Raw genomic sequence first — 20553 nt, 5'->3', positions numbered from 1 at the left:
GATAAATACAATGCAAAGCAGCTCATTCCAAATCGATATTCATACCTGACTGCAATGCTTCTTTATGGGTTTCAAGGATGGGTATTAGTGTCTTTATTACCCAATTATAACGCCAGCCTTTAAGACCTTCAGGTAATTGGTCAATCGGCAAATCATAAGCCACTACCTCATAAAGCCGAGAAAGCCACTTTTTGCGCATCAGCACGTTTGCTGGCACACCTGTTTCGGCTTCATATTGTTTTACTGCTTTGTTTACCGCTTTTGAGATGGTTTTATCTTTTGATCGATACGGCGCAAAAACACGGGCTGGCTGCTCCTGTATGCTCAATGAGCGTGCCTGATTTATAATGGATAAAAGCTCTTCACCATAGAGGCGAACTGTACTTCGATGCATGGTGGTCTTATGAGTCAACTGCTTCAAGTTGGAAGGCAACTCAACAACAATGTCACGTACTGCTTGTTTTTTTAAAATAAATGTCTTGGGCTGATTTGTCGATCTCGCCAAGGCTTCACGCCAGCTTGATACTGCTTGTAATACAGAAAGCTGTTCACCGGTATATCTAAAGTCTGCCATTGCTAAATAGGTAGCATCATCTTCAATATTAGCTGCTTCATACAGCTCCCTAGCATAAAGCTGACAATCCTCTACAACCTTATCATAAAGACCCTTTTTAGTAAGCTGCTGCTGCACAATATCATACAGACTCATTAAGTATCGAACATCATCAATTGCGTAGCTTTCTTGCTTATCCGTCAGTGGACGAGCCAACCAATCGGACTGACTTTCTCCTTTATCTACTTTAATATCCAATTCATTCGCTAAGGCTTGTTGATATCCCATTTGCAACTGACCTGTAAGATAGGACAGTGCAATTTGCGTATCAAAGACATTGGTCAAAGCTGGACATTCGGATAAGAGATAAAAAATACCCAAATCTTCACCGCAAGCATGCCATATCATAAGTGGCATCTCTTCTAATACAACCCAAAACTGGGTTAAATCAAGCTTTGGTGCATCCAATAAATATATTCGCTTACCTGTATTAATTTGCACTAAAGCAAGCTTAGGGTAATAAGTGTCACGCTTGATAAATTCGGTATCAAGGGCAATACGTTCACAGGTCTCAAGCTCATCTAAACAGGCTTCTAGCTCATCCAAGTCGGTTACCCAATATATAGGTAAGTCCGCAGCAGCTTGAAGTGTTTGCTGTATACTCGCCGTATCGATAAGCTTTTCTGGTTGCAAAATGGTGGCAATGTTGCCTGCGTCATTGTCTATAACCTCGTTAGTGTTAACCGTGTTAGTTACACTATTAGGATGGCTTAGGTTATCTTTGTGAGTATTATTGCTGGCATGCTGAGTCATCTCTGCCTTCTACTTTTTAAAGTGACTATTAGGTAAGTTGATATAATTTAAGCTACTATTCGTTATGTTGCTAGGATTTATGTTACTAAAATTTTGTTACTGAGATTTGTGTTACTAGCCTTTAATAGATTCATTAACTGCCGATTTCAGGATATTTAATCTAGAAATTATCAGATAAATGAACGGTTTTGCAACGCTTGCGACAGAGTCATACTGTCTAAATATTCAAGTTCACCGCCCATTGGTATACCTTGAGCAATGCGAGTAACTTGACCAACATGTCGCCGCACTGCTTCAGAGATAAAATGTGCTGTGGTTTGACCTTCAACTGTCGTACTGGTAGCCAAAATTATTTCTTCCACTCTTTTGGCTTTAACTCTCTTAACCAATTGATCAATATTTAAATCATCAGCATTAATACCATCTAAAGGCGATAAGTGTCCGCCCAATACAAAATATCGCCCACGAAAACCAGAGGTTTGCTCAATCGCCATCACATCCGCTGCGGTTTCTACCACACAAAGTATCGAGTCATCACGCCTAGAATCTAGGCATATAGGACAGACAGGATCATCACTAAACGAATGACACCGTTCACACTCAATAATATCGTGCATTGCCACCTCCAAGGCTTGGGCGAGTGCTATGCCTTGTGGTCGTTTCTTGCTTAACAAATGCAAAGCCATGCGCTGCGCCGTCTTTTGACCAACACCGGGCAGAACACGCAACTGTTTAACCAAATTATCGAATTTTTCGGTTAACAAATAATCACCTTTAAATAATTTATATAACTATTCTAATAAACAACGTTAACCCATCAAAACTCTGTATGTCGTATAAAAAAAATGAGGTGTAATACCCATATTACAACCCCATCTCTTTATACAGCATCTTGAAGATCTGCTGACTTATCCATCATAAATAAAGACCCACTAAAAGTCTTATTAGCCAAATAGCCCCTGCATGCCAGGTGGTAAGCCCATACCGCTAGTTGCTTTCGAAAGAGTGGCTTCAGATAGTTCATCAACTTTAGCCACTGCAGCATTAATAGCCGCAGCAATAAGATCTTCAATTATATCTGGTTCATCTTCCAATAAACTAGGATCAATGCTCAAACGTTTAACTACGTGACGGCCGGTCATAGTAACTTTAACTAATCCACTCCCTGCTTCAGCTTGAACTTCTTTTTCAGCCAGTTCTTTTTTAGCTTTTTCAACATTGGCTTCCACTTGCTTTTGCATTGTTTGAGCTTGCTGCATGAGTGCTTGAATATTCATAGTAACCTCTTTAAATAAGAATCCGTTTAAATAAGAATCCTGTTAATGGAATCAAATAAATGATAGCTATTTAAAATTATATATTAAAAACAATAATGATGAAAAAAGCAGTTAAATATTCAGTCAACTATTAATGAGTCGTAACTTAATACCTTATGTGCGCAATTGTCCACAATCAAGCCATTATACTGATTCAATGCGCCTGTGTCTAAATTCTAGTGTCGCAACTTTATTATTTAAATATAAGATTATCTAAATATAAGTGCAATAACCTATTATAAAGTTTAAAACCGCAAAAAGCTCTTTATAAACTAAATAATCAATTTAGATGTCAGCTTAGCTTAGACTGTCAAGTCCACGTGCCAAATCCTTAATAATATCATCCACATCTTCAAGCCCAACAGACAATCGAATCAAAGCGTCACTCACGCCAGCTGCCCGCCTTACCTCCGAACCCAAACGAAAGTGGGTGGTGGTGGCAGGGTGGGTAACTGTAGTTTTAGCATCGCCTAGATTATTAGTGATCGATATCATCTTGGTGCTATCAATAACATGCCAAGCGGCTGCTTGCTCATCAAACTTATCAGACTTAACTTCAAATCCCATAATAGCCCCAAAACAATTAGCACGATGATGCTGAGCCGCGGCCAATGTATGCATTGGATGACTGGTTAATCCTGAAAAATGAACTTTCGCAACGTTGTGATGTTGCTCTAAAAATTGTGCGATCTTATTGGCATTTTCACAATGCACCTTCATGCGTAAGCTCAGTGTTTCTAAGCCTTTAATAAATATCCACGCATTAAAAGGACTCATGCTAATACCACCACTGCGCACCACGGTAAAGGCCTTTTGCATAAGCTCATCACTCCCTACTAAAGCACCGCCAAGCACCCTTCCTTGACCATCAATATACTTAGTAGCTGAATGGATAACCACATCTGCCCCAAAATCTAAAGGCCTTTGAATAGCTGGAGTGGCAAAACAGTTATCAACAATAAACAAGGCACCCTGAGCTTTAGCAATTTTACTTATACCTTGTAAATCAGCAATTTGTCCTAGTGGATTACTTGGCGTCTCGCAATACAAAACTTTAGTATTTGGTTTTATGGCATTTTGCCAAGCCGTATTATCAAAGCAATCAACGTAAGTGACCTCAACACCAAATTTACTAATAAAATTATTAAACAATCCTACTGAAGAACCAAACAACTGCTTTGCTGCCAGTAAATGATCACCCTCCTCTAAGTATGCCAGACACATAGTTAAGATTGCCCCCATTCCTGAAGCAGTGGCAACCGCCCGCTCGCCGCCCTCTAAAGCCGCTAAACGGCGCTCAAAAGTGCGTACCGTTGGATTAGTATGCCGAGAATATACGTTACCCTTTTTATCCCCATTAAAATGTGCTGCTGCATCAGCAGCAGACTTATAAACATAAGAGCTTGTCGCAAAGATAGCTTCACTATGTTCGCCCTCCTCTGTACGGTAATGTCCAGCTCTAACCGCTATGGTTTGCATACCATAATCTTCGGATAAATCTAGAGCATCGTTATCCCAATTTGGGTCAAGTCCAGTGTTCTCTGGCTTTGTAACATCTGATGCCGCACTTGGATCAACAAAGTGTTGAGCGTTTTGATTAGACAGTATCTCATTCATAGTAAGTTCGTTATTAATAATTGATAAGGGAGTGGTTAGTATGTGAGTTATTTTGAATAGATAACTAAAATAAATGAATAGATAATTAAAATAAATTTAGGGGTTAAATTCTTATCCAACTATTTGTGGATAGAATTATTAGCTCAAGTATAGACAAAATTTATCTTACTTCCATTTTCTTTTTATTATTAACGCTATTCCTATCTACTATAGATAACCATTTACTGACATGTATTCAATATGAGTTGATTAAATAATAAATAAGTATGGATAAACTACCGAATTAGTCTGTCCCTACTTTAATAGAAAAACCATGTTTATAGGGAATCACAAGCTTTAGAGGTCATCTTTGATTCTGTTACCCTAACTGTTAAACAAAAGTTCGGTAAAACAAAAGTTTAAAATATAAAAAATAAGTGTACTATAATGCCTCATTTTTGCAGATTAATAATTCATTCAAAGCAGCGTTGCTTTGCTGAGAAGATGTTTTAACTTGTAATCGTTTTTAGATGCAATGTTAGTTTGCTTATAGTGCCCGTCTCTAAACACAATCGTGAATGATCACAAGATTACGAGTGACTATAAATGCAAGTGACTATAAAGTTGTAAATTACTTTTCTTTCATTCTTATTAGTAGGATAGATTTGATGGTGGTACTTGTGTTTTTTTACCCTCTATATCGTGCTTTAAGTATTTACCCTATAAGTAGATTCATGACTAAAACTATAGCGTTAGTACTGTTCTGCCTAACTGTGACAGCGTGCAATACCTTACCGAAAAACCCACATACCCAAGCAAGTTTAAAACTCAATGAAAGGATTCAGCAGCGATACAGCTCAGAAGTAAAGCCAGAGGATATTGATGAGAAACGACTGGCATTAACTCAGTCTATTAATCATTTAAACAACCTCCATTCAGGATTATCAGGATATCACCCAATAATTAGTGGCACAGATGCTTTTGTCTATAGAAATATATTAACGTCTATGGCAGTAAAAAGCATTGATATTCAATATTACATCTGGCATAACGATGAAACTGGCCGACTTATGCTTAAAGAGTTATGGAAAGCCGCTGATAATGGGGTGATTGTACGTTTTTTATTAGACGATTTTAATAGTAATAGTCAGCTTGATCAGCACTTACTCCAATTTGCAAGCCATCCAAATATCGCTGTGCGTCTTGTTAACCCAATGACCTACCGAAAATTTAAGGCATTGAACTACTTAACCAGTTTGAAGCGAATTAATCGACGTATGCACAATAAAAGCATTACTTTTGACCGCCAACTCAGTATTGTGGGTGGGAGAAACATTGGCAATGAATATCTGAGTGACAATGAATCAAATCAATTCGCTGATATTGATGTTCTTTTAGTTGGTCCTGTTGTCAAAAGTATCAGTAATAGTTTTGATGAATATTGGAATTCATCTCTATCTTACGATGTGCAAACACTTGTCAATCCAGACCTTGAATTAGCAGAGAACAGGGGGCAACAACACACTTTTTTTTCTAATCTAGATAAACTTGAACCAAACAACACCAGTACAGTGCTATCAATCGCTGAAACCTACAAACATGCGCTAAATGAATCTACAATTGATATTGACTTAATAAATAAGACATTATCTTTTCGCTGGGCGCCAATAACGTTTGTTAGTGATAATGTAGAAAAAATATCCAGAAACGCCAATCCAAATGATCTTCTTGTCCATAAGCTGCGTAACTTATTGGGTAAACCAAACAAAAACTTAACCATTGTTTCTTCTTATTTTGTACCTACGAAAGAGGGGGTAGATACGTTAACAAAGCTATCTAAACAAGGGGTTAAAATTAGGATACTCACAAACTCTTACCATGCAACTGATGTCTCAGCAGTTCATGCAGGCTACTCAGAGTGGCGCAAAACTCTTTTAAAGTCTGGTGTTGAATTATATGAAATTAAAGCCACAGTAACGAATGATGTCGACAACAAACTTTGGCGAGGTCGTAGTCAATCTTCAACGAGCTTACATGCTAAAATGTTTGCCGTCGACGATCGGAGTGTTTTTATCGGCTCATATAATGTGGACCCTAGGTCTGCCGATATGAATACTGAAATGGGAGTAATCATTGAAGACAGTTCTCTTGCCAATACACTCCATCAAACAGTCAGCGATGAACTGTTTTCACAAGCCTATAAGGTTATTCTTACTGATGATAATAATCTACAATGGCAGACCCTAGAAAATAATGAAATAATAGAGTCGCATAAAGAGCCAAACATGGGCTTGGCTGATCTTATTTGGATAAAACTGATGTCGCTACTGCCAATAGATTGGTTGTTATAATATAAAAGTATAATAGACGTAAATATATAGTCCTATTATTTAAGTGCATCATTGCTATGAACCTCTGCCATAACAATAGCGGAGCCATCAATTAGCATCATATTCTTTAGATAGTTAACTTTAATTTTTAATAGCAGATACCCATGCCATTTAACGATCTATCTAGTACATCGAGATCCATTGATGCTAAGCAAATCCTGATCATTTGCTTTGCTAATGCAGTTGCCTACTTTGATTTTTTAATTTATCTATATATGGCAGACATTATTAGTGCTGCTTTTTTCCCCGTTAGTGATGACGTTATACTGTCTAAACTTCAAGCACTTAGCTTATTTACAGCTGGGTATATAGCACGCCCTATTGGGGGGTTTATTATTGGTCGATATGGAGATACCCATGGACGTAAACCTGCGTTACTTATCAGTTTATCACTCATCGCATTAACCACACTAATAACAGCATGTCTCCCAACCTATGCTCAAGTTGGTATACTTGCCCCTATCATCTTTTTTGCAGCTCGTTTGCTTCAAGGTATGGCTTTTGGCGCCCATGCACCACTCGGCTGGGTTTATATCGCAGAACATGTTCATAGAAGCAATTTGGCAACCTACTGTAGCATGGTAGCAGGTAGCTTTATGATGGGCGGTATCGTATCAAGTATTTTTTTCGAAATACTATCGAATACCTATACTCAGGGAGAACTTATTAACTATGGGTGGCGAATCCCCTTTATTTTAGGTGCAATGTTCAGTTTTATAGCTCTTTTATTTTGGCATGCATTAGATGAAACACCTATATTTTTAGAGCAAAAAAATCAAACTGCCCATATTAATGAGCATCCCACGATTAGATCATCATTTAGACGTTTTAATGCTATTTTTTTAGCCTGTATACTGACATTTATTCTCTCAAGCTCGGTCATCGTAGTTGCCCTTATATTACCTGACTTAGTATTACTCAGATTTAGCGTCGACGAATCACTTCTGATGTTCTCTAACGATGTGGGCTTACTATTTATTTTGTTAGGCTGTATCTTTTATGGGCTGCTTGCAGACAAAAATAGTACGGGCAAAACAATGATGATTGGATCTTTAGCGCTTGTTATTAGTGCACTTGCATTTTATTATCATATCGCCAATGGCGGTCAATACATACTGGTAATGTATGCAGTTTTAGGCTTTAGTATTGGTATTGTTGGCCTTAGCGCTTCAGTTCTAGTACAGTTATTCCCAACTAGCCAGCGCTTAACGGCTGTTGGCCTAACCTATAATATTACCTATGGCGCTGTTGGCGGCATCCTACCTTTTGGCTTAGCTTATGCAACCAATCATATCAGCTTCTCTCCCGCACTATATCTAACATTTATTGGGCTAGTAGCTTTTCTTATCGGCCTTTACCTTTATCGATCCCCTAAGTTTAGAGCACTTGATGAAACGATTAAATGACCTATCAATCAAACCTATAAAAATCAACTATTCTCTGGCTTTGAACAAAACTCTTAACGGACGGTATAGCCATTAATATAGTACATAAAAAATCTGCAATGGATAACAAACACCTAATGGATATTAAGCACATAATGAAAGATAAGCGACTATCAGTTGCACCGATGATCGACTGGACTACTACTGATTACAGGTATTTTGCACGTCTGTTTAATCCTTATATTTACTTATATACTGAAATGATATCCACTGGGGCCATCATTTACGGTAATAAAGATCGGCTTTTACGCTTCGATGCAACCGAACATCCTATCGTGTTACAACTTGGTGGCGCTAATGTCGCCGAGATGACCCACTGTACGATTGAGGCTCAAAAGCGTGGTTATGATGAAGTTAATATCAATGTTGGTTGCCCCTCAGACCGGGTTCAGCATAATAAAATCGGTGCCTGTCTTATGTCAGAGCCCAATACGGTAGCAAATCTAGTGCGTGCCATGCGAGCAGAGGTTGATATCCCCATAACAGTTAAACATCGAATTGGCATTGATGACTTTGACAGCTATGAATTTATGAGAGATTTTGTTGATGCGAGTGCCAATGCAGGTTGCAAACGATTCATTGTGCATGCGCGTATTGCTTTACTTGAAGGCCTTAGCCCAAAAGAAAACCGTAACATTCCGCCTTTACGATATGATGATGTGTACCGTTTAAAACAAGACTATCCAGAGCTTAAGATTGAAATAAACGGCGGTATTAAATCTATTGAACACGTTAAAGCCCATCTTGAACAAGTTGATGGCGTAATGATAGGTCGTGCCGCTTACCAAAACCCCTATATCCTAGCTGAAGCCATGCAGTTATGGGGAGAGGTACCGCCCAGTCGAGAGGATATTTTAGCAAACCTATACCCTTATCTTGAAGAGCAAGTTGCGAAAGGAGAACATTTACCCTCAATCGCTCGGCACTTTTTAGGGTTATTCCAAGGCTTGCCAGGCGCACGTAAATGGCGACAGGCGTTAAGTGGCAAACAGCAACTTACCGTGTCACAAATTAGGGAAGCTGGAGACCACACCTTAGCATTCATAGAATCTCATAAAGACACTCATATTATTTAAAGTATTGCTAGCTCAGCATTTACACATAATTGCAGTGATTCTGGACGGCTACAGGTTTACTGAATGCAGAAATCAACCTTTATTCGAGAGTATTAGTCGAGAACGTATAGATATTGCCACATTGCCATGCCGTTGTTAATAATATGGATGATAATTGGCACTATTATTGACCCTGATTTGTAGCGAGCATAACTAAACAATAAGGCCAATATAAAAATGACACTCATTTCATAATAGTCGTATTGCAAATGGATAATCGCAAAAAGTAAGCTTGTGACCACGCTTGCCAGTAATACGCCTCTCTTACCAACCAATTGCTCTCTTAAAGCTGACCAAATAACCCCACGAAATACAAACTCTTCATAGATAGGCACTATAATAACCATGACTAATATAAGTAGCCATTTCGGTTCAGCTGTAAAATATAAGCTATCAACAAATGCACTGGGATTTTTGTCGAGTAAATAAGTGATAGATTCACTGATTATCAAAAAAACCACCCACAAACTCAATACAGCCAGTGCTATTCGTGGTAAAAAAGGTTGAATTGCTAAATAATCTGCCACCGTATATTTATGACGGGTCGTTTGATGCAGTTCTAGGCGAGTAGCGTATACTTGTTGGTTCTGCGTTCTCTTCTTTTGCGTACAATATATACGCCATTTTACAACGCCATAAATAGAGGCCAATAACACAATGAATGTTAAAAGCATTGTGTAGCTTATAACAGTACCATTATAGCTACCAATACCAAACCTTTGTGCAGGAAGCATCTTTGCGTCATTCAAGACTATTGGCGTAAATAGATAAATCCCAAGCAGCTGCACTAGCACAAACAGCCCTATCATCCAAACAATCAGACAACCCACGCCTATTTTTGTAAAAATCTTGGGCTGAGTTATCGAGCCAGATTTACTATACTCCCTGCTACGTTGTGAACTGTCTGAGCGTTTCGTCAAATTTGGCGGCATAATTAATGAACTTTAAAATGAACATATTCAGGAGTTTCAAAAAGACCTTGCTCAATCCATTATTAGACCAATAACAAGCTAACTCTTGTAATCCAAATATGATAGAAATATTGAGCCTTTCTATAGAACTTTCTTCTCAAGATCCACATCTAAAGGTTATGATTGCTCAGAGATTGTATTCATAATCAATTCGGCAACAGAGTCAGGGTGCTCAAGAGGAAACATATGTCCCCCCTTATGCAATGTGTAAGGAATAGATAAGCGCTTTGTTACCTTCTTTGGAAAACCTCGATGTTGAAATTGACTATCACTGCCCACGATTAATGTGACTTTGCGTTTTGGGGGCCTATTAGGTTTAAGCCAGTATAGGGATGGATTTGTGCGAAATACAGCAACCTCAGCCTGTTTTGGAATGGTCAACGTTACCTTACCATCTTGACGCTCACGCAACCCATATTGAATATAGGCATCAAAACAACGCGGATCAAAATTTTTGAAAAAACCTTTCGGCTGAAGTAAGTCTCTAGCTTCATCCCTACTCTCCCATACATCACGGCGTTTTTTTGAAATACCCGCAGGAGATACCTTATCTACTCTCTTTGCAGACGTCAACTTAGCCAAATGCCAAAGCAAACTACTGCTACCATAAATTAAAGGTGGATCCATTAATACAGCTTGACTGAAAAGCTTGGGTTTACGATAAATTGCTTGAAGCGTACACAATGCGCCAAGCGAATGACCAATACCAATAATAGGCACCTTATGCTTTCTTTTTAGTTTAGCCACACTATCAATAACTTGCTTAGTTAGATCCTTCCAATGATTATCGATGGCATAAGTCGACTTACCAGACTCATCAAAACCCAACGTAGGAATATACTCAAGGGTAAAGTGTTGCTCAAGAATATCAAATATCGGCTGATAAACTCGGCTTGGCATACCATTAGCATGCGCAAAATGTATAACTGGTTTACCTGTCACTTTAGAGACAGATAAATTGGAAAAATCATAAGGATGGCTTTTATTTTTTTTGGAATTATTAACGTCCATTAGCGCATCTCGCCAGTATTCTTATCTTGAGGAAGCAGCTTCATATCTATGGTCGATCCAATGCCAGCACCAAGCTTAATCGCAAAATTACCAAATAGCTCTTGCATAGGGTCAATGGGCGTATAATTAACTACGTTATCAATGTCCAGCTCATTTTCAAGAGTGCGGATATTACCTGTTTTATCAGCAAGGCCTAATGCAATGGATTGCTCGCCTGTCCAAAATAAACCTGAGAATATATTATTTTCTTCGGTATTTTTCAGTCTATCTCCACGCCCTTTTTGGACTGCCTTAATGAAGTGTTTGTGTGTATTATCTAAGACATTTTCAACATGCTGTCTTTCAAAGTCTGTTAAAGGACGGCTCATACTTAAGATATCTTTGTATTCGCCTGCGGTAAGCGTACCATCTTTTATGCCCATTTTATCCATTAATCCTTCAACGTTGTAACTAGGCATAATAACACCGATTGAACCGACAAGACTTGAAGGATTAACGTAGATTTCATCCGCAGCAGATGCGATATAATAAGCACCCGATGCGCCAACATCGCCAATAATAGCATAGAGCTTCTTGTCAGGATATTCGGTACGCAAATCCATCATCGTCTGCCAAATTTCATCAGATTGGACAGGTGAACCACCAGGCGAATTAATATTCAGGACTACCGCCCTAGCCTTAGGTGCCTCAAAAGCTTCCGTGAGTGCGGCGCTGATATCATCTGCATTTGCCATATCATTTGCACTAATAACACCTTCCACATCAACAACAGCAATATGAGTCCTGCTGGTATCAACACCGCTCAGACCAGTTTCTGTAGGGGTACAGCCTCGAGCCATCATAAAAAATATTAGCAGAAAGACACCAAGGGTTAACAGTTTGGATATTACACGCCATCGTCTCGCACGGCGCTGTTCTTCAATGCTTGCCATCAAGGTTTTTTCAAGCAAATGCCACTCTCGCCCTCTCGTGTTAGCTGGTAGGCCACTAGGAGGATTATTTAAACGGTTTTTTTCAGGGTTTGGAGCTGAATTATTATCAGGAGCTTTGTTTGGATCAGGTGGCCAGTTAGACATAGAAAATATAAATCCTAGTAATGAATGCATGAGTTAAAACAGATTAAACTAAGGTCTGTTCCATATATTACGCTTATAAAAAACAGTTAAAATATCAATTCGATAAAGTATCAGCATCGTTAAAGACACAACGCAAACTGATTTAATTGGACTTTATTCCTTTCTTTCAATAACTCTCTATTGCTGCAAATATGACAAAAAAAAGACTCGGAAAATGCTACGGGTAGCAGTATGACGATAGCGGTAATAAGATTCAATATACCTTTGGTTATATTTCGATAAATTTTTATATTTGTTAAAGAATGCTTTATATTGCTTATAGCTTTATATTGTTTATATTAAAGTTTATTACGCTCAAATTGATGGCTTGAGTGCGACATTTAAACCAGAGTATGATTTTAACGTAATAAACGGTTTTATAACACTTACCATCACTTTGTATTTAAACGAATGATAACTATCATAGACGTTTATTTAGCGTGGTTTGATTTTTAAATAATTTTGTTGCCAGTACAACTCAACTTCTTTCATTGTTGAGGGTACTGACTGGTCAGTTTCATCAACAATATCCAATGATATTGGCTGCATTGAGTCGATTAAATCAACATCAGCATAAGATTTAGCCGTTAAAAGCCAGGGCTTATTTTCTAAAGAACCATAAAAGCGATCTGAAATGGTATTGGTTGTAGCGAATACTGGATCATGGCACATGGACTGCCATAATTTAGCATGTCGTGGTTGTGGACTAGTATAAAAAATAAAGCTCGTCGATTGATTGTTGCCTTTAGTATTCTTTTTAGCCTCTAAAGCTGACTGATTAATCCTAGCATTGTCTATGCCGAGATTTTTATTGATGTTGTTGATATTATTGGCATTGACGACATCGCTAACTTCTGTCTCTTGGTTCGATAATAATTTTAACCCATTATTTTGTTCTATGCCTACCGTCAATTTACTGTCCATTTGTAACGTGCAGTCCCATACTTGACTATCGTCAATTTCAGGCCAACCACTTATTGCCATTAAGCTGACCTTATCAAACTTCCCTATCAAATTATTGGAAGTGTTATGATTCAATTGCCACAAACTGCCTTTTTTGCAACTTTGAGGAGTTAAAGGCACTTTTTTTAAGTATCCATCCACTTCTTCCCGACTGTGTTCGAGCCCTGCCTGCCAATAATAAGAAATTGGCATATCCTGTCTAATCTTTGCCACTAAAAAAGCTAACTCTGGTGTTGCCGTCTGTACCACTACTCCTGTCAAACGCCTTACCTGATGGTTTTTCAAAGAATCATAGACAGACTTCGATGCCTCAAGCAATTGCGTTTCAAGTAAAATCACATCGGTATCGTAACTATTTGGATAAGCGGATAACAGCAACCAATTATAATTAGTGTTAGTTACCAATGTAGCAGAAAACTGGTTGCTGCTCATTTCTATGGGAATAATACGAGTAAGCTGTTCTGATTGCTCTTTGGCTATAAATGGCAAAAACATGAGCACAGTGATCGGTGGTATTGAATACAAATGGCTTAACACGCCTTTCGATATGATCCAAGGCAATACAGCCATAATAATTAAAAATAATAAAGGCAAGCTTATGTCAGTATATAGCCATCCTGTTTGACTTGCTGAACTTTGTAATAAAAATAAAAAATGATGAAAGGTGTCTAATATCTGGAATATAAAACGCCATAGCATGTCTGCGACATCTGCCCAAATTGTGTACACCAATCCTGCCAATAAATTGAGTGGTACAATTAACCAACCGAATAAACCAATGGCAAAAATATTGACCAACAGACCCCACAATGAGACTTTGCCAAATAACCATAAACTGATTGGCAATAATGCAATAGACATCCACAATTGCAACTTCAAATAGCTGACAAGTAAGGCTTTAAATGTGCTTATTTTAGACGTTTCTTGCTGATTATCAGCTAATGATAACGGGGTTAATCCAGTGTTTATCTCTTTGACATATCCCCATCGCTGAGTGTAGATAATCAATACAACAACCGCTATAAAAGACAACCAAAAACCTGCTTGCCATAGAACATAAATATCCTGCCATGCCATAGCTAAAGCAATGACCAAAAGCACTTTAAATATAGAGGAGGCTGCCAATGAGTAACGTGCAACGCCAATTACTACCAACATTAATGCCGTTCTAATCGCTGGTATATCAAACCCTGCAAATAGGGCATACATAAAAGCCACCGCCACTGCGATAACAAAGCTCAGCTGCCAGCGAGGCAGTATGCGATAGAGACTGGGATACAAGTAATTGACTGCAGTTGTTGCTATAGTGGCTGATAATACTGCTAAGAAAAGTACGTGAGCACCCGATATGGCTAATAAGTGCGATATTCCAGCAAATCGATAACGTCCAGTCATCTCAGAGCTAATTAAACTTCTGTCTCCCGTCAGCAGGCTTAAAGTAACCGCAATATGGTCATGGTTATTGATGTTGTGTTGAATTGCTACGTAAGGGCTATTTACCTGATTATCTGGTAGAGCCATTTCTTGAATTTTTGTTTCTCGAACTTTAATCAAAGATAAAAAGTGTTGGCGAAACTGATAACGCATGTTAGCAATTTTTTGTATTGTCGTTAGGTTTTTAATCTGGTCGAACTCTTGCAAATCTGTTCTGATTATATGCGCTAGCGCAGTAGCATGGCGCGTACTCAACCAGCGATATTCATTAAAGCCATTACCTGCATCTGTAAACTCTATCGGCTCTAATTTAAGCCGTAAGGTTATTACCTTATCCGGAGAAAACTCATTTAACCACTGGTCATCAATATTGTATGAGCTTAGTAGGACTGTCATGCTACTTGGTAATTCATGATAGTCAGATATGCCGATATCTATTTTTTTATCATATTCTATAGCATTAGCATTTACTACAGGCTTCTGTTGCATTACCCTATTTGCGGCCCTGTCATTACTATAGCTCTCAATATCGGTTATGTCACTCATCACATTCAAACGTTCTGCAAGATTGCTTTTAGCCTCATTTTTAACTTTCTTTTGTGCATCGCTCTTAGCAGTAGTCACACCCTCGTTATCGCTGGCTATGATTGAATCTGAGTCGATACTTAAACGGTTATCTTGTCTATTCAGACGATTATCTGGTATATAAAATGGATTTACACTTGCGGTATTTACCCCTGCTGTATTACCTCTATCTTGAAAGTGCGCATAAGGCTTGATATTTGTTAATCTCACTAATTGACGATACCCTTGCACCACAGCAGTTGCCTCTGCGTTTGCATCTTCTACGATATTTACTGTTAGGAGGCGGTCACTTAGACCTATCGGAGTCACGACCGCTTCAACATAAAGCGATTGTTTAGGAGATTTTTCTAGTAAATTCACACGCTGTGCTAAGGTGCTTGTTATAACTGCCAATAAAAATACAAGCAAGCCTAATACCCTAACAAGCGGTATTATTACACCTTGCTTTAAGATCATACGTTTCGGCGTTAGGAGTTGCGGCTTAGCACATATGGATGGTAAAAGGACTTTATTTTGAGGAACCAGCCTTCTTTTAAATAGCTGGATTATGATGCAAAGCAATAAGACAAAGCCAAGTAAAACATAGCTTGTTACTTGCCACTGTTCACTAGTGACAGAAGTACTTATTACAGCAAGTTCTTGTGGATGAATTGATAAGATAGCCAGCATGAAAGCTATAGAAACAATTCCTGTTAGCCATATCACTATTCAATCCTTGATAGATGTCTTAAATAAACCAATATGTTCCCTTTTCGTTGGCTTAAAATATAGCTTGCGAAAAGGCTTTAAAACCCTTCCTCAAACTGGGACCATTGGCCATTTTTAAGTAATAACTGCCTATCTGCCTTGGCTGCCAAGCTTCGGTCATGGGTAACCATCAATAGAGCCATTTGCAACGTTTCTTGTAGCTCTGCTAACAAGGCAAAAACACTTTGGGCATTATCGTAATCTAAATTACCCGTTGGTTCATCCGCTAGCACTAATGAAGGTTTTGTCACTAAGGCGCGCGCAATAGATACTCGTTGACGCTCGCCACCCGATAACTCCCCTGGACGGTGCTCTAATCTATGACCAAGACCCACTCGTTCTAACAAATCAATAGCCTGTGTACGAGCTTCTGAAATTGGTACATGTTTACGTAACAGTAATGGCATAGCCACATTTTCAATCGCAGTAAATTCAGGTAGGAGATGATGAAATTGATAAATAAACCCCAGATGTTTATTACGCATGTTACCGCGCTCTGTTTCGTTCATTTTATTTAAGCAATCGCCATGCAACCAAACTTCGCCAGAAGTTGGAATATCCAGCCCACCTAATAAATGTAATAACGTACTTTTACCCGAACCACTTGCGCCAACGATAGCCACACGTTCGCCTTGCTTAACCGAAATGTCTAATCCAGTGAGGACTTGCGTGCGAATACTACCTTCATCATAAATTTTATTAATATTTTTAGCGATTAATATCTCAGACATAATTTTCTCAATTACTGTGTTTTTCATGTATTTTAATAGGGTTATTCCTATACCCTTCAAACTCTAGCCTCAGTTTTTTACTGCTAACTTTTTTACTACTAAGTGCTAATTAATAAAGGTAACCAGTAAAATTTATTCATAACGCAACGTTTGTGCAGGTTGAATTTTTGACGCGCGCATTGCGGGATAAATCGTCATCAAGAAACTCAATAAAAATGATGCTGACGTAATGATAAATACATCGGTTGCTTTAACATAGGAAGGCAGGAAATTAACAGGGTAAGCATCAGGCATATGTAAATCAAAGATTTGAATGATATAACCGAATATATCACTGATTGAAAAGGCAATGGCGAGTCCTATGGCTGTACCTATTACCGTACCAATTACTCCGATAAACATTCCCTGAACAATAAATACCTGCAATATAAGTTTGGGCGTAGCACCAAATGTTTTAAGAATGGCAATGTCAGATTTTTTATCTGTGACCATCATAATTAGGCTAGATACAATATTGAACGCCGCAACAATGACAATTAAGAATAAGAGCAAGCCAATCATGGCCTTCTCCATTTGAATCGCACTAAATAAATTGCCATGCGTTTGTGTCCAGTCATTTGGATAAAGCATTTCTGGGTCATGTTGTGTTGCCCTCTGAGCAACGCCAGGTGCGGCAAAAATATCATCCACTTTCATCCGAATCCCTTGAGCACCACCCGGTAAACGCAGTAACTTTGCGGCATCATTCATAGGAATATAAGTCACAATATTATTGACCTCTTTACTAATATCATAAGTGCCCACTAAGGTAAAACGTTTGAATCTCGGGATAATACCTGCAGGTGACGGCGAGGCTTCAGGCAACACTAAAGTTACTTTATCCCCCATCGAAACCCCCAGAGACTGAGCTAAATCGATGCCTAGAATAATACCAAAATCGCCTTCTTTAAGCGCATTAAACGCTCCCTCGGTCATATGCTCACCGACAATGGACACCTTAGTTTCGTATTCTGGTACTACGCCTGCGACCATAACCCCAGCAACTTGACCATTAGCAGTCAACATACCTTGTAAGTTGATAAATGGTGCAGCTTCACTAACGTCAGGATCTTTTTTAATTTCCGTTAAAAGAGGCTCCCAATCTGAAATGATATGACCTGAGGTAACAGTGGCTTGTGGAACCATACCTAAAATACGGCTTTTTATTTCTCTATCAAATCCATTCATCACTGATAAGACAGTAATAAGGACGGCAACACCCAATGTTAGACCAATGATTGAAATAAGTGAGATAAATGAGATGAAACGATTGCTGCGCTCTGCGCGAGTATATCGTAACCCTAAAAACAAGGCTAAAGGACGAAACATAATGTAAGCTCTTACTCAATTAAATGAAGAGTAGCAATTGTAAACGGGGAAAACTATTTTAGGGCGTGTCTGCATTTAGATTACTAGGCTTAAAATAAGATGGAGCATCGTCAAACATGAAAGATTTCAAATAAAATATCAGTATATTCGCTATAAATCAGACCCAGTGTGACGAGCATATAGCTACTTTTAGCCCATAACCTGTATAAATTGTAAATCTAAGTTACTGTAAATGAGGAGACGCCCAACTATGACGAGTTCATAAAGAGGCATAGTTTGACATAAATAACGCTGACTTGGCTATGCCATTTGCTAGAATTATATTATATTGAATGTACTCATAGCATGATTATTAACATACCCCTTAAATCAACATGTTAAATAAGGGTTATTTTGCTTAGAAACTTGTAATCAAATAACTTGCCCTTATGATAAGTAAATAAGTAGAAGATCGTTTAATTTGGTCGTTGTTAGCTAACCTTATAAATACCAGATAAAAACTGATCATAAATGAGTAGTTTAAATTGGATAGCGTCGCTTAAAAAAATATTAAAAGCATCCTTAAAGTGGCAACTTTATAAAATTAGTAGAACTCTATTTTTAATATAATTTAGTAGCTCTCGATTGAACCTTGCACACTAAATGTCAATAATTTGTAATAAATAAAAAACTCATCTCGGTTAACCTATAAAACAACTAATAAATAAGACAATTATGAGCACTCAACAATACAAATACACGCCCATCAGTAACTCTCATTCAAGCACTAATCCTACCAAAATTAATTTAAGTGCAGATCAAACGGCTGGTCATGGAGACCACTGGAATATTTTAACCAATGACATTGAGGGTGTGGTGCCAAACTGGCTGCAACGATCTATTGATAATGCGGTAATTGCTTCTGGATTACAGACGGCGTTAAAAAAAGAAGAGTTAGCGCATTTAATTTTATCTGGTAATGAGCAGTGTCATATCAATCAAGTATTGGCTATGAAAGATGGCAATATTCAAAACTTCATTAATGCTTACCCCTGCGTCAATAGCCCTTATGGTTTAACCTGTACTATTGATCGGGTTATTGTTAATGATGAGAATAAAGATGCTGTTTTACGATTGATAAGTGAGGATGGTAGTGTTATCTATGCTTACGACCAACTTTATTCAGTAAATAGTGAGTTGTATCGTCAGCACCAACCTTATTTTGTTAATTTTAGTGCTTGGGCATATGGCATCCAGCCAAGCGCACAGGACGAGATTATATTAGTCGAAGATCCTGAAGCGATAAGATATCATAGAGCCTTTAATGACGTAGTGGCTAAAAATAATGGTGTGCCGCCTAATGATATCGAAAAAAGAATTAGAGAGTGGAAGCCGGAATCTGATACGCCCCTAGCGCCTGTAGAGATAAACCTTGGTCATATGTGTGCGTATTTGTTTGGTGAAACATTGGGGCAAGAAGATGAAGCATGGTGTCAGGGGCAAGTATTAGGTAAACAAAGTACTGTTTTCTTTGACAACGCTTTGACCGTTTTAGACGTGGCAATTTTACGTGAACCAGATGCCACCCCATTTGTGGTACGTATAGCTACACCCACTACTGAATATATCCAAAAAATTGAAGTGAACGATTATATTCAAGCTAATATCTGGTTACAAGCTGCCATTTATCATGAAAACCAATCCAGTTAAATATTTATAAATTTATTCTCTTAAACATTTAACTTTTTGCTAACGTATTTACCCGTTTTAGTATAAAAATTAGTTTTTTAAGCTTTAGAGCTTAATAGAATGACCTAAATGGTGATAATTTATCATTTTTTATAAAAATAGTTGACTTTTTGCCAATTACTGTATTTACAAGGGTTAGGTGTTCAGGTTAATATTAACCAACTTCTTTAAATAGAAATAAAAGTCTACTTAATTTGTTGATTGAATGAATCGAAATTTTAAGTGACCGTAAGTTTCTACAAAGTGCCATTATGAAAGTACCTAACACTATTGTTTTTACTAAATCTACGTATCTAACTGATAACGTATTGAAGAACCATGATCAAAGTTCTGATGTTTTAGTAAATAACCCAAAGTCTATTTCAAAGCATGCTAGCATCTCAAATGAGACTGGCTATCTTTCTGTTGCCGCCTTTAGCTCTGTAAAAAATCAAACCAACCCTGCTTCTTCCAATAATTACTCAGTCAAGAATGTGGGTGCATCAATAAAAGGTAAGCCAAAGTTTTTTGTCACTGTAGATAAATTGCTATTACCTGACTTTCCATTACTAGCAAACACTAAGTATATTAATCTTAAAAGCGTCATGAGTGCAGCATTTTTTATGTCAGGCATGCTATTAATGTTTTATATGGTGCATTTCTCTTAAATAAATCCACTTTTTTATAAAATCT

General features: G+C 38.0%; 15 protein-coding genes. 5 read left to right on the top strand and 10 right to left on the bottom strand.

Annotated elements, in window-relative coordinates; genetic code table 11:
- Nucleotides 1-22: 22 nt before the first annotated feature.
- From AC2SLL_RS01085 to AC2SLL_RS01070, 4 genes are all read right to left on the bottom strand, one after another.
- Entirely contained in the window at nucleotides 23-1366 is a 1344-nt protein-coding gene (locus AC2SLL_RS01085) for a ribonuclease D (protein WP_486529818.1), read from the bottom strand.
- Nucleotides 1367-1536: 170 nt separating this feature from the next.
- Complete coding sequence (gene recR / locus AC2SLL_RS01080) at nucleotides 1537-2130, bottom strand: recombination mediator RecR (protein WP_486529817.1); 594 nt, start codon at nucleotides 2128-2130, stop codon at nucleotides 1537-1539.
- Nucleotides 2131-2310: 180 nt separating this feature from the next.
- Nucleotides 2311-2643, bottom strand: coding sequence for a YbaB/EbfC family nucleoid-associated protein (locus AC2SLL_RS01075; protein WP_486529816.1), 333 nt, complete (start codon nucleotides 2641-2643; stop codon nucleotides 2311-2313).
- A 336-nt stretch (nucleotides 2644-2979) separates the two neighbouring features.
- Nucleotides 2980-4299, bottom strand: a complete 1320-nt coding sequence (locus tag AC2SLL_RS01070; protein WP_486529815.1) for an O-succinylhomoserine sulfhydrylase — start codon at nucleotides 4297-4299, stop codon at nucleotides 2980-2982.
- Nucleotides 4300-5012: 713 nt separating this feature from the next.
- On the opposite strand from AC2SLL_RS01070, the gene AC2SLL_RS01065 reads away from it, so the two are divergent.
- From AC2SLL_RS01065 to dusA, 3 genes are all read left to right on the top strand, one after another.
- Nucleotides 5013-6629 (top strand): phospholipase D family protein, encoded by a 1617-nt coding sequence (locus AC2SLL_RS01065; RefSeq protein WP_486529814.1) that lies wholly within the window; start codon nucleotides 5013-5015, stop codon nucleotides 6627-6629.
- Nucleotides 6630-6772: 143 nt separating this feature from the next.
- Complete coding sequence (locus AC2SLL_RS01060) at nucleotides 6773-8074, top strand: MFS transporter (RefSeq protein WP_486529813.1); 1302 nt, start codon at nucleotides 6773-6775, stop codon at nucleotides 8072-8074.
- A gap of 134 nt (nucleotides 8075-8208) precedes the next feature.
- Nucleotides 8209-9189 (top strand): tRNA dihydrouridine(20/20a) synthase DusA, encoded by a 981-nt coding sequence (dusA, locus tag AC2SLL_RS01055; RefSeq protein ID WP_486529812.1) that lies wholly within the window; start codon nucleotides 8209-8211, stop codon nucleotides 9187-9189.
- Between the two features lie 92 nt (nucleotides 9190-9281).
- On the opposite strand, the gene AC2SLL_RS01050 is transcribed toward dusA, so the two are convergent.
- The 6 genes from AC2SLL_RS01050 to AC2SLL_RS01025 all read right to left on the bottom strand — a co-directional run bounded on the left by AC2SLL_RS01050 (nucleotide 9282) and on the right by AC2SLL_RS01025 (nucleotide 18153).
- Nucleotides 9282-10160, bottom strand: a complete 879-nt coding sequence (locus AC2SLL_RS01050) for a CPBP family intramembrane glutamic endopeptidase (protein ID WP_486529811.1) — start codon at nucleotides 10158-10160, stop codon at nucleotides 9282-9284.
- A gap of 156 nt (nucleotides 10161-10316) precedes the next feature.
- The gene (locus tag AC2SLL_RS01045; RefSeq protein WP_486529810.1) at nucleotides 10317-11210 is read right to left on the bottom strand and encodes an alpha/beta fold hydrolase; all 894 of its coding nucleotides are present in this window, start codon (nucleotides 11208-11210) and stop codon (nucleotides 10317-10319) included.
- On the bottom strand, nucleotides 11210-12286 hold the full coding sequence (sppA, locus tag AC2SLL_RS01040) for a signal peptide peptidase SppA (RefSeq protein WP_486529809.1): 1077 nt from the start codon (nucleotides 12284-12286) through the stop codon (nucleotides 11210-11212). Before sppA ends, AC2SLL_RS01045 begins: the two co-directional genes overlap by 1 nt.
- Nucleotides 12287-12760: 474 nt before the next feature.
- Nucleotides 12761-16012 (bottom strand): ComEC/Rec2 family competence protein, encoded by a 3252-nt coding sequence (locus AC2SLL_RS01035; protein WP_486529808.1) that lies wholly within the window; start codon nucleotides 16010-16012, stop codon nucleotides 12761-12763.
- A gap of 80 nt (nucleotides 16013-16092) precedes the next feature.
- Entirely contained in the window at nucleotides 16093-16785 is a 693-nt protein-coding gene (gene lolD, locus AC2SLL_RS01030; protein ID WP_486529807.1) for a lipoprotein-releasing ABC transporter ATP-binding protein LolD, read from the bottom strand.
- Nucleotides 16786-16917: 132 nt separating this feature from the next.
- Nucleotides 16918-18153 (bottom strand): lipoprotein-releasing ABC transporter permease subunit, encoded by a 1236-nt coding sequence (locus AC2SLL_RS01025; protein ID WP_486529806.1) that lies wholly within the window; start codon nucleotides 18151-18153, stop codon nucleotides 16918-16920.
- 714 nt (nucleotides 18154-18867) lie between these two features.
- Between AC2SLL_RS01025 and AC2SLL_RS01020 the strand changes: the two genes are divergently transcribed.
- Together AC2SLL_RS01020 and AC2SLL_RS01015 are read left to right on the top strand one after the other, a co-directional pair.
- The gene (locus AC2SLL_RS01020) at nucleotides 18868-19842 is read left to right on the top strand and encodes a hypothetical protein (RefSeq protein WP_486529805.1); all 975 of its coding nucleotides are present in this window, start codon (nucleotides 18868-18870) and stop codon (nucleotides 19840-19842) included.
- A 290-nt stretch (nucleotides 19843-20132) separates the two neighbouring features.
- A complete protein-coding gene (locus tag AC2SLL_RS01015) occupies nucleotides 20133-20528 on the top strand; it encodes a hypothetical protein (RefSeq protein WP_486529804.1) in 396 nt (131 codons plus the stop codon).
- Nucleotides 20529-20553 lie beyond the last annotated feature (25 nt).

The organism is Psychrobacter sp. CX97, assembly GCF_057396285.1.
This window is presented reverse-complemented; position numbering and strand designations above follow the sequence as displayed.

What these genes read in the sequence shown, in the direction of transcription:
- AC2SLL_RS01085 (WP_486529818.1), bottom strand. Translation starts at nt 1,366, where the DNA reads ATGACTCAGCATGCCAGCAATAATACTCACAAAGATAACCTAAGCCAT.
- AC2SLL_RS01075 (WP_486529816.1), bottom strand. Translation starts at nt 2,643, where the DNA reads ATGAATATTCAAGCACTCATGCAGCAAGCTCAAACAATGCAAAAGCAA.
- AC2SLL_RS01070 (WP_486529815.1), bottom strand. Translation starts at nt 4,299, where the DNA reads ATGAATGAGATACTGTCTAATCAAAACGCTCAACACTTTGTTGATCCA.
- AC2SLL_RS01065 (WP_486529814.1), top strand. Translation starts at nt 5,013, where the DNA reads ATGACTAAAACTATAGCGTTAGTACTGTTCTGCCTAACTGTGACAGCG.
- AC2SLL_RS01060 (WP_486529813.1), top strand. Translation starts at nt 6,773, where the DNA reads ATGCCATTTAACGATCTATCTAGTACATCGAGATCCATTGATGCTAAG.
- dusA (WP_486529812.1), top strand. Translation starts at nt 8,209, where the DNA reads ATGAAAGATAAGCGACTATCAGTTGCACCGATGATCGACTGGACTACT.
- AC2SLL_RS01050 (WP_486529811.1), bottom strand. Translation starts at nt 10,160, where the DNA reads ATGCCGCCAAATTTGACGAAACGCTCAGACAGTTCACAACGTAGCAGG.
- AC2SLL_RS01045 (WP_486529810.1), bottom strand. Translation starts at nt 11,210, where the DNA reads ATGGACGTTAATAATTCCAAAAAAAATAAAAGCCATCCTTATGATTTT.
- sppA (WP_486529809.1), bottom strand. Translation starts at nt 12,286, where the DNA reads ATGTCTAACTGGCCACCTGATCCAAACAAAGCTCCTGATAATAATTCA.
- lolD (WP_486529807.1), bottom strand. Translation starts at nt 16,785, where the DNA reads ATGTCTGAGATATTAATCGCTAAAAATATTAATAAAATTTATGATGAA.
- AC2SLL_RS01025 (WP_486529806.1), bottom strand. Translation starts at nt 18,153, where the DNA reads ATGTTTCGTCCTTTAGCCTTGTTTTTAGGGTTACGATATACTCGCGCA.
- AC2SLL_RS01020 (WP_486529805.1), top strand. Translation starts at nt 18,868, where the DNA reads ATGAGCACTCAACAATACAAATACACGCCCATCAGTAACTCTCATTCA.
- AC2SLL_RS01015 (WP_486529804.1), top strand. Translation starts at nt 20,133, where the DNA reads ATGAAAGTACCTAACACTATTGTTTTTACTAAATCTACGTATCTAACT.